Annotated in this window: 10 protein-coding genes; 6 read left to right on the top strand and 4 right to left on the bottom strand. The window is 70.8% G+C overall.

The window, feature by feature from the left end:
- Positions 1 to 64: 64 nt before the first annotated feature.
- Positions 65 to 1,144, bottom strand: coding sequence for a polyprenyl synthetase family protein (locus G6017_RS01720; protein ID WP_182609693.1), 1,080 nt, complete (start codon positions 1,142 to 1,144; stop codon positions 65 to 67).
- Positions 1,145 to 1,239: 95 nt separating this feature from the next.
- Here G6017_RS01720 and metF point away from each other — a divergent pair, with 95 nt between their 5' ends.
- Positions 1,240 to 2,217 carry a methylenetetrahydrofolate reductase [NAD(P)H] gene (gene metF / locus G6017_RS01715; protein WP_182615602.1) on the top strand — a complete coding sequence of 326 codons (978 nt, stop codon included), beginning with the start codon at positions 1,240 to 1,242 and terminating at the stop codon, positions 2,215 to 2,217.
- Between the two features lie 45 nt (positions 2,218 to 2,262).
- Here the strand turns inward: metF and G6017_RS01710 are convergent, their stop codons facing one another.
- From G6017_RS01710 to G6017_RS01700, 3 genes are read right to left on the bottom strand one after another with little or no spacing between them, the layout of a single operon-like run.
- The gene (locus G6017_RS01710; RefSeq protein WP_179525053.1) at positions 2,263 to 2,991 is read right to left on the bottom strand and encodes an LppM family (lipo)protein; all 729 of its coding nucleotides are present in this window, start codon (positions 2,989 to 2,991) and stop codon (positions 2,263 to 2,265) included.
- Positions 2,988 to 4,574, bottom strand: coding sequence for an FAD-dependent oxidoreductase (locus G6017_RS01705; RefSeq protein WP_182615601.1), 1,587 nt, complete (start codon positions 4,572 to 4,574; stop codon positions 2,988 to 2,990). Before G6017_RS01705 ends, G6017_RS01710 begins: the two co-directional genes overlap by 4 nt.
- Entirely contained in the window at positions 4,558 to 5,157 is a 600-nt protein-coding gene (locus G6017_RS01700; RefSeq protein ID WP_179525055.1) for a GNAT family N-acetyltransferase, read from the bottom strand. The genes G6017_RS01705 and G6017_RS01700 overlap by 17 nt, the downstream gene beginning before the upstream one ends.
- A gap of 93 nt (positions 5,158 to 5,250) precedes the next feature.
- On the opposite strand from G6017_RS01700, the gene G6017_RS01695 reads away from it, so the two are divergent.
- The 5 genes from G6017_RS01695 to ftsL form a co-directional block, all read left to right on the top strand.
- Entirely contained in the window at positions 5,251 to 5,655 is a 405-nt protein-coding gene (locus G6017_RS01695; protein WP_179525056.1) for an SAV_6107 family HEPN domain-containing protein, read from the top strand.
- A 176-nt stretch (positions 5,656 to 5,831) separates the two neighbouring features.
- Positions 5,832 to 6,242 carry an SCO2097 family morphological protein gene (locus tag G6017_RS01690; RefSeq protein WP_179525057.1) on the top strand — a complete coding sequence of 137 codons (411 nt, stop codon included), beginning with the start codon at positions 5,832 to 5,834 and terminating at the stop codon, positions 6,240 to 6,242.
- Between the two features lie 411 nt (positions 6,243 to 6,653).
- Positions 6,654 to 7,130, top strand: a complete 477-nt coding sequence (locus tag G6017_RS01685; protein ID WP_179525058.1) for a division/cell wall cluster transcriptional repressor MraZ — start codon at positions 6,654 to 6,656, stop codon at positions 7,128 to 7,130.
- 179 nt (positions 7,131 to 7,309) lie between these two features.
- Positions 7,310 to 8,332, top strand: coding sequence for a 16S rRNA (cytosine(1402)-N(4))-methyltransferase RsmH (gene rsmH, locus G6017_RS01680; RefSeq protein ID WP_179525059.1), 1,023 nt, complete (start codon positions 7,310 to 7,312; stop codon positions 8,330 to 8,332).
- Positions 8,329 to 8,839: cell division protein FtsL (ftsL, locus tag G6017_RS01675; protein WP_524536229.1), on the top strand; the 511-nt coding region annotated here is incomplete at its 3' end. The genes rsmH and ftsL, both read left to right, overlap by 4 nt.

Raw genomic sequence — 8,839 nt, 5'->3', positions numbered from 1 at the left:
GACCGCGCCGACGGATCTGACGAGGTGGGCGTGACGGCCCCCGGGGCCGGGCCCGGTGCCATCGTCACGCCCGACGACGGGTGGCGGCCTCGGCCAGGTCGCGCAGGGTGACCCGGCCGTGCTCGCTCACCGCGTCCGAACCGATCGCGTCCAGGGCCCGCACGGTCAGGGTGTCGATCTCCGCCTCGACGGAGGCGACCGCCCCCGAGTCCACGAGGATCCGGCGAGCCCGCTCGAGGTCGTCGGTGTCGAGGTCGGTGCCCAGGACCGAGAGCAGGAAATCCGAGTCCCCGGTCGGTGCCAGGGCGGTCGCCCTGGCCAACAGGAGGGTGCGCTTGCCCTCACGGAGGTCGTCCCCGGACGGCTTGCCCGTGACCTCGGGGTCACCGAACACACCGAGCATGTCATCGCGGAGTTGGAAGGCCTGCCCCACGGCCACACCGAACTCGCGGAGCGCCGCGACGGTGTCGGCGCCGGCCCCGGCGAGCTCGGCACCGATGTGGAGCGGCCGCTCGACGGTGTACGCCGCGGTCTTGAACCGGTTGATCCGGGCCGGCGTCAGCTCGTCCGTCGCACCGGAGGATTCCGCGAGGATGTCGAGCATCTGACCCGAGAGCACCTCGGTCTTCATCGCGTACCAGGGCGCGAGCGCCCGGCCGAGTGCGGCCGGATCCGCGCCCGAGGTCACGAACATCTCGTCCGCCCAGGTCAGGGCCAGGTCTCCGACGAGGATCGCCTGCGAGACCCCGTACCGGGCGGGGTCCCCGGACCATCCCAGTCCCCGGTGGGCCGCCTCGATCGAGCGATGGACGGTGGGTCGGCCGCGACGGGTGTCGGAGGCGTCCACGATGTCGTCGTGGATGAGGGCGCACGCCTGGATCAGCTCGAGTGCCGCGCAGGCGGTGACGATCTCGTCCGGGACGACGGCGTCCGCCGGGTTCACCGCCGACCATCCCGCCAGGCCGAACCGGGGCCGCATCCGTTTGCCACCACTGAGGACGAAGTCCGCGAGCAGGCCCGCCAGGGTGTCGACCCGATCGTCGACCCCTGACACGACCCGGCGCCGTCCGTCGAGATGGCGGCGGAGGGCGCCGAGGATCCGCTCTCCGTCGTCTGGACGAGTCGCCGTGACCACGGTCACCATCCCTTCCGGGCGCCGCCGCCCGGCAGCCCTCGATACCGTGATCCTAGTCGCCGGGCGGAGGTCGGCACCGACGCGTGTCGGGCTACCCTGGTCCGGTGACCCAGCTACCCGACATCGACCCAGCGGGCGGCGACCGACACCCGAGCATCGTGGACCGGATCGCCTCGTCGAGCACCCCCAGGGTGCCCTTCTCCGTCGAGTTCTACCCACCCCGGGACGAGGCCGCGGAGGCACGTCTCTGGCGGGCCGCCTCCGTCTTCTCCGAACTGGGCGCAGCGTTCGTGTCCGTCACCTACGGGGCCGGCGGGTCCACCCGTGACCGGACGGTCAGGGTCGTCGAGAGGGTCGTCAGCGAGACCGACCTGGTGCCCATCGCCCACCTGACGGCCGTGGGGCACACGATCGCCGAACTGCGCGAGATGATCCAGATGTACGCCGACGTCGGTGTCACCAACATCCTCGCCCTCCGGGGGGACCCCCCCGGGGACCCGTTGGGTGACTGGACCCCGCACCCCGAGGGTCTGCACTACGCGGAGGAGCTCGTGCGACTGATCCACGAGGTCGGGGACTTCCACGTGGGTGTCGCGTCCTTCCCGGAGGGGCACTACCGGGCGCGGGACCTGGACCACGACACCGAGATCCTGCTCAACAAACTGCGCGCCGGCGCCGAGTACTCGATCACGCAGATGTTCTGGGACGTGGAACACTACCTGCGTCTCCGGGACCGTCTCGCGGTCGCGGACCCGGAGCAGGCGGCCAAGCCGATCATCCCCGGGCTCATGCCCGTGACGAGCCTCCGTCAGGTCCGCCGGATGGTGGAGCTGTCGGGGTGCGCCCTCCCGGACGGCCTGTCCGACCGGTTGCGCGCGGCGGCGGGTGACGGGCCAGAGGAGGACCGTGCCGCGGTCCGCGAGGTGGGGATCGAGTTCGCCACCGAACTCTGTGAGCGTCTGATCGGCGAGGGCGTGCCCTGCCTGCACTTCAACACCCTCAACTTCTCCCGTGCCACGCATGAGGTGTTGGCCAACCTGTCGATGGTCCCGTCCCCGGGGGTCGGGGCGACCAGGGCCTGAGGCGGTGCTCCCGCGGTCCGTGCGCCCCGCCGGCTCCCCGTGAGATCAGCGCACGAGTCGGTCCGACCGGGCCCGCGAGGTCCGGGCGGCCAGGATCGTCCCGATCGACACCAGTAGAGCGGCGCCTATCCCGACGATCATCCACACCGCGAAACCGCGGGTCGCCGGATCCGGGTAGGACGACGACGCCTGCATCCGGGTGATGGACCCCGGCGCCGGTGTCCAGCTCACGGAGTTACCCCCACCCAGCGTGCCGTTCGTCTCCCCGATGCGGTTGGGGAACGTGAGGTCCACCCGGGTGGACGCGGAATCCGCCCGGTCCGCCGGTATTCCGGAGAGGTCCACCGAGCCGGTGAAGGACACCGTGTCGCCGCTCCGGCGGAAACCCAGGGTGTACGGCCTCGCCCCCTCGACCTCGATGGCCAGGGACAGCGCGTCGACCTCTGCGAAGGTCAACTGGGTGAAGTAGATCTCCCTGCCGGTGAAGCCGTCCGCGGAGTAGGCGGTGATCCGCACCTTCTGCTCGAGGCCGGACGGAGTGGACAGCCGGTCCAGGGCGGCCGCCTGTGCCGGCTGGTCGCCGGCCACCAGGATGCGACCCGAGACGGTGTCGTCCTTCCGCACACTCATCTGGGCGTTCAGCTGGAGACACCCGGTGAGGACGAACAGCATCGTCACCAGGGCGGTGACGCCCGTGATCCGGCGACGCGCGGGGGAGTGTGCGGCCGTCACGGGGCTGGTCGCGGTGGTGCTCGGTTCGATCACGGTCGTCATTGTGCCCGCGTGCGGCGCCGACGCCGCGTCGACGTGCCGAGTCGGCGACCGACGAGCCGCGCCACCGTCCTCCCGCTGGTGCCGATGACACCCCCGCCGGGATGGGTGGAGGCGCCCGCGAGGAACACGCCGTCGGCGCCGGGGACGGTGTGCCCGGCCAGATCCGGGTGGGGCCGCATGGGGAGCATCTGATCGAGGGACATCTCCACGTGCATCACGTTGCCGCCGATCAGGCCGAGTTCGGTCTCCAGGTCCTCCGGTGTCTGGACGTGACGGTGGACGATCGAGTCGGTGAGCCCGGGGGCGAACCGCTCCGCGGCCGCGATGATCCGGTCCGCCTCACCCGGACCCGCCTGTGACCAGGAGCGCCCGTCCGCCAGGTGCCGCGGGTGCCACTGCGACCACAGTGTCAGTTCGTGCCGACCCGCCGGCGCCAGCGAGGGGTCGAGCGAACTGAAGCTCATGGCGAGGACGGCGGGATCGGCGTCGAGCCCGCCGGCCGCGGCGACCCCGTACCGGTGGTCGAGTCGACGGCGGTCCGTCACCAGCAACTGCAGACCGTGCGCACTGGTGGTCGTGGGCACACCCGGGTACCGGGGCAGATCCGTCGTACCCAGCCGGACGACCATCCCCAGCCCGAACCCCGGACGGATCCTGCGGCGCCAGGCCTCGAGGCCCGCCGCGGGGAGTTCGTGGGCCAGGAGGTCCAGCGTGGTGTGGACGTGACAGGCCGCGACGACGGCCGAGCAGTGCAACGACGGGCCCCCCGCGGTATCCACCCGCCAACCGGCCCCCGAGCGGCGGATCGCCGTCGCTCCGGCACCCGCCGTGACCGATCCGCCGCCGGCCCGGACGGCGGAGACGAGAGCGTCGGCGAGAGCGCCCGACCCGCCGATCGCACGGCCGGGAGGGGTCTGGTGCATGAGCGCGGCGAAGCCGATCATCGGCGCGGTGCCGGGATGGGACATCGGCGGCCCGGACTGTGCGCCGAACCAGGACAGGGCGGCCTTGAGCCGCTCGGACGTGAAGGTCTGGTCGAGCAGCGCATCCCCGGAGGACAGGAAGGTCTGGACCGTGCCGAAGGGATCCCGGAGATCGTCGCGTCCGAGGAACGCGGAACCCAGGCGCGGAGCCGTGGGGCGAACGCTGAACCCCTTCATCATCCGCCCGGCGAGGACCTCCCACCGGCGGACGAACCCGCGGTAGGCGTCGGCGTCCGCCCGCCCGCAGGCGGCGGCGATGCTCGCACAGGTCTCGTCGAGGTCGCGGTGAAAGACGATGGGCGGGGCGTCGCTGCCCGGCGGGGCGGGGGCGAAACCCCACGGGTCACAGTCCACGTACCTCAGCCCGTGGGCGGCCAGGTCCAGCTCCTCAGGGATGCCGGTGTGCCGGATCATCAGGTGGGCCGACGAGCCACGATCCGTGCGGTGCCCGGGGTAGCGCTCGACAGTGGAGGTGGCGCCGCCCAGGACGGTGTCCTTCTCCACCACGTGGACGTCGAGCCCTGCCCGCGCGAGATAGGCGGCGCAGACCAGGCCGTTGTGACCGGAACCGATCACCACGACGTCATGACTGTTGTTCACGCGGGCCTCCGTGTTGGGTGAGGGGGAGCGACCGCGAGAGTACGGCGAACGGCCTGGCGTCGCCTTCGAACCTGTAGGCCCTGAGCACATCCGAGAAGCCCATCGACCGGTACAACCGCCACGCCCCGTTGGCCTCGTCGGGGACCTCGGGGGTCGAGAGCAACACGGATCCCTCCGTGCGACCGGACAGGAACCTGCGGAGCAACTCAGTGCCTATGCCGTGCCCCTGATAGCGGGGGGAGACGTGGAGCTCCGTCAATTCGACGTAGTCCGTCGGCAGGCGCTGATCCTGTTCTCGCAGCCCTCGCGCGACCTGCTCGTACCACCACTGGCCGGGTGAGCCCCGGTAGCCGTAACAGATGGCGACCAGGGGCCCACGGGCGTGACCGAGAAGGCGCCGACGCGGCGCCTCGAAGGCCGCGACCCCGGACCAGCCCTCCCGGTGGCTGTGCTCCATCCACGCGGGGGCGCGGGATCGGATCACCTGGGACGGGTACCCCATGGCGTCGACGTAGACACCGAGCGCCTCCGGCAGTCGGTCACGGAACTCCCCGGCGTCCAGGCTGGTGATCACGGTGTCCATCCACCCCATCTCATCACGTGCGCGCGTTCACGACCTCCAGTTGTGTCGTACCCCGCCGATACCGTGGGGTCCAGAAGGGGAGGTGCAGCGGAGATGGCGTCGAGAACCGCAGTTCGTGCGCCGGGCGGGGGTGGCCTCGGGTCCCTCGGTCGGGCAGGTCGTGCCGAGGTCCACCGGGGCCGGGCGCTGGCCGCGTCGTCACCCGCCGAGCGGTTTCTCGAGTCCTACCGGGCGGCGCGTTCGGCGGCGGCGGCGCTCCTGTCCCCGGGGCCGCGTCGCAGGGGCCCGTCCGATGTGTGGCACCGGCTCGCCGCAGAGGTTCCCGAGCTGGCGGAATGGGCCTCCGCCTTCGGCGGTTACTCGGCCCTCGCGGCCGCCGTGGAGGACGGGCTCCCCCGAACGGTCACACCCCGCATGGCGGATGACTTCCTCTGGGCTGTCGGTCGTTTCCTCGACCTGGTCGACGAGCGGCTGGGAGTACTGGGTCCGGCGGCGTGAGGTCGAGGACGCCCTGTGGACCGGGCTTCTGCCGCGTACTCGGAATCCCGGTGGTCACCACCGCGTCGCGCTCGTATGATGGAGTCAACCCTTGACCGGCTGATCCCCGTAGACGGTCGACGTCACACGGCCGAGCCGGCCGAGCTCGTAACCGCGAGCGTTCTAAGGAGGTCGAAGTGCCCCTGTCAGAGCACGAGCAGCGCATGCTCGACGAGATCGAGAATGCGCTCTACGCCGACGACCCCAAGTTCGCGTCGTCTGTTCGAAAGACCGGTGGGACCGGTGGCCGCCGTCCTGCCGGGCTGGTGGTGATCCTCGGTCTCGTGGGGGTCGCGCTCCTCGTGGGCGGGTTGGCACTCGACTTCAAACCGGGCGGGTTTCCCGTCCTCAGTCTCGTGGGTTTCCTCGTGATGTTCGCGGCGGGTGTGCTCGCCATGCGCGCGGTGCCGTCCAAGGCGTCGTCGTCGGCCGGTTCCGCGGGCGGAGCCCGGGTGCCGGGTACGGGTAAGGCGTCCACCAAGGGGGCCGAGGGCCAGAGCTACTCCTCTCGCATGGAGGATCGCTTCCGCCGTCGCTTCGAGCAGTAGCCAGAACGACTGATCACGTCCCGGGAGGGGCGAGCGCATCCGCGCTCGCCCCTCCCGCCTATTTCGGCGGCGAGCGTCTCGGCCGCGTGGGAACTCGGTGATGCCGGGTCGCCCTGCGTCGGCGCGCCCCACCGTGCGCCCCCCGGCTCTCCACTTCGCCCCACCGGGGGCCCATCATTCGCCCCTAGGGTGTGAAATAGTCACAGGAACCACATCTGTTCGCCGACTGTGGCCGTCTCCGGCGTGACTCCCGGCGGGTTCTCCAGCTGGTCACGGGTCAACAGGGTGCTCTGAACTGCAGAGATGTAAGTGGGTGGGGAGAAGTGGGGCACAGGCCTTGTTTGTGGGGCGTTGTGGGGTACAGTGGGGGACGCGAGGAGCTCGAAGGGGCCTGAACCCAGGAGGTGGCGGGTGACCGACACCGATCCCACCGACTCCGAGCGTGAACGAGCCTTCGTCGGGTACGGGACGCACCGTCCCAAGCTCGACGACAAGGGGCGGCTGACGATCCCCGCCAGATTCAGGCCTGGCCTGGCCGACGGGGTGGTCGTGTGTGGGTGGTTCACCAACACGCTCTCGGTCTTCCCGGAACGCGAGTTCGACGCGTTGGTCAGAAAGGTCCGGCCGACCGCCAACCTCAGTGAGAGGCACATGGCGTTCTTCCGGCTCCTGGTGAGCGGCGCGGAGGTCCAACAACTCGATTCGCAGGGACGGGTCTCCATTCCGGCGAGTCAGCGGAACTACGCGGGCCTCGGCAAGGACTGCGTGGTCAACGGCCTCGGAGAGCGTCTCGAAGTCTGGGACGCCGAGGCCTGGGACCGCTACAGCGCGGAGAACCTCCCCGTGTTCTCCGAGATGGAGGGCACCTCGCTGGGGATCGAGTTCTGATCCCCGGGACGGACCAGCACGACGGAACGACAGCACGACTGCACGACGGACGGAGCCCCCCGGCCCCTGCCCGGCACCACCCTGACGTACTTCCCCAACGCCAGGTGGGTACCGGACGGGGACCAGGGGGCTCCACCACAACCGGAGCACCGATGACATCCGGACGCGAGGGAGGCGACATGGCGGAAGAGCCCGACTCCGACCGCGCGGCTGCCCGGTCCGGTCACATCCCCGTCTTCCTCGACCGCACCCTCGAACTCTTCCGGCCCGTCGTCGACTCCGCGGCCGCGGAAGGCCGTCGCCCGGTGATCGTGGACGGCACGCTGGGTCTGGGCGGTCACACCTCGCATCTCCTCGCCGAGTTCGACGACCTGAGGGTGGTCGGGGTCGACCGCGACCCCGAGGCCCTCGAGATCGCCACCCGCAGACTCACCGCCTACCGGGACCGGTTCACTCCCGTGCACGCCCGCTTCGACGACTTCGATTTGATCGTGGACAGCCTCCCCGAGGACGCGAGGGACGCGGCCGGCCCGGCGATCGACGGCGTGCTGCTGGACTTCGGGGTCTCCTCGATGCAGCTCGACGTGGCCGAGCGCGGTTTCGCGTACTCGGTCGACTCCCCGCTGGACATGAGGATGGACCCCACCACCGGCCCGACCGCCGCCGACATCCTGGCGGACTACCCGCGTGACGACCTCGCCAGGATCTTCCGCGTCTACGGCGAGGAGCGGTTCGCGCGTCAGATCGCCTCCGCGATCGTGCGTCGCCGTGAGACAGATCCGGTCGCCTCCAGCGCCCAGCTCGTCGAGCTGCTCTACGACACCATCCCGCAGGGCGCCCGCCGCACCGGTGGGCATCCGGGCAAACGTGTCTTCCAGGCGCTGCGCATCGAGGTCAACGCCGAGCTCGAGGCCGTGGAGAACGCGGTCCCCGGGTACCTCGACCTGCTGAGGGGTGACGGGCGGGCGGTGTTCATGGCGTACCACTCGCTCGAGGACAAGATCGTCAAGCGAGAACTGACCACCCGGACCGCCTCGCGCACCCCGGCGGGTCTGCCGGTGGAACTGCCCGGACACGGTCCCGAGTTCGAGGCCGTGACCCGCGGTGCGGAGAAGGCCTCACAGTCCGAGATCGATCACAACCCGCGCTCGGCCTCGGTCCGGGTGCGCTGCGTCCGGCGTATCGACGGGAGAACCCCATGACGAGCACGATCGACACGTCGGATCCCGCCGACGACCTCGACACCCGGCGCGGCACCACCACCGAGGGCGCCGAGCCGGTCAGAGGCGTCGGGGCCGTGGGACTGCGCCGGAAGCCGGTCACCCGCTCTGTCCGGGGCCGCCGGACGGTGGTCGTCCCCGCGGAACGGCTGAGTCCCGCCGACCTCGCGGGGAGGATCCCCTTCGTCGTCGTCATGCTCCTCCTCATCGGTACCGGCGTCGGCGGCACGCTCCTGCTGTCCGCGCAGACCACCCAGGACACCTACAACCTCAAGAACGCGCGTGACGCCAACGTCCAGCTCGTCGAACGCATGGAGGCACTCCAGGCGTCCAACGAGCGAGCCCGGTCGGCGGAGGTCCTGGCGCAGCGCGCCGAGAAGCTCGGGATGGTCGGGGTCGCCAGCGCGCCGATCCTCACCAGGGGTTCGGACGGCGTGATCGAGGTGGTCGGCGAGCCCGAGGCGAAGCTCGGCGCGCCGGTCAAGCCGC

It is taken from the genome of Dietzia sp. B44 (genome assembly GCF_014145245.1).
Taxonomy (GTDB): domain Bacteria; phylum Actinomycetota; class Actinomycetes; order Mycobacteriales; family Mycobacteriaceae; genus Dietzia; species Dietzia natronolimnaea.
The sequence above is the reverse complement of the archived record's forward strand: the minus strand, read 5'-3'. Positions and strand labels throughout refer to the sequence as shown.

Bases quoted from the DNA above. Each gene is read 5' to 3' on its own strand.
- G6017_RS01695 (WP_179525056.1), top strand. From the start codon at position 5,251: ATGGCGTCGAGAACCGCAGTTCGTGCGCCGGGCGGGGGTGGCCTCGGG.
- G6017_RS01720 (WP_182609693.1), bottom strand. From the start codon at position 1,144: ATGGTGACCGTGGTCACGGCGACTCGTCCAGACGACGGAGAGCGGATC.
- G6017_RS01700 (WP_179525055.1), bottom strand. From the start codon at position 5,157: ATGGACACCGTGATCACCAGCCTGGACGCCGGGGAGTTCCGTGACCGA.
- rsmH (WP_179525059.1), top strand. From the start codon at position 7,310: ATGGCGGAAGAGCCCGACTCCGACCGCGCGGCTGCCCGGTCCGGTCAC.
- G6017_RS01710 (WP_179525053.1), bottom strand. From the start codon at position 2,991: ATGACGACCGTGATCGAACCGAGCACCACCGCGACCAGCCCCGTGACG.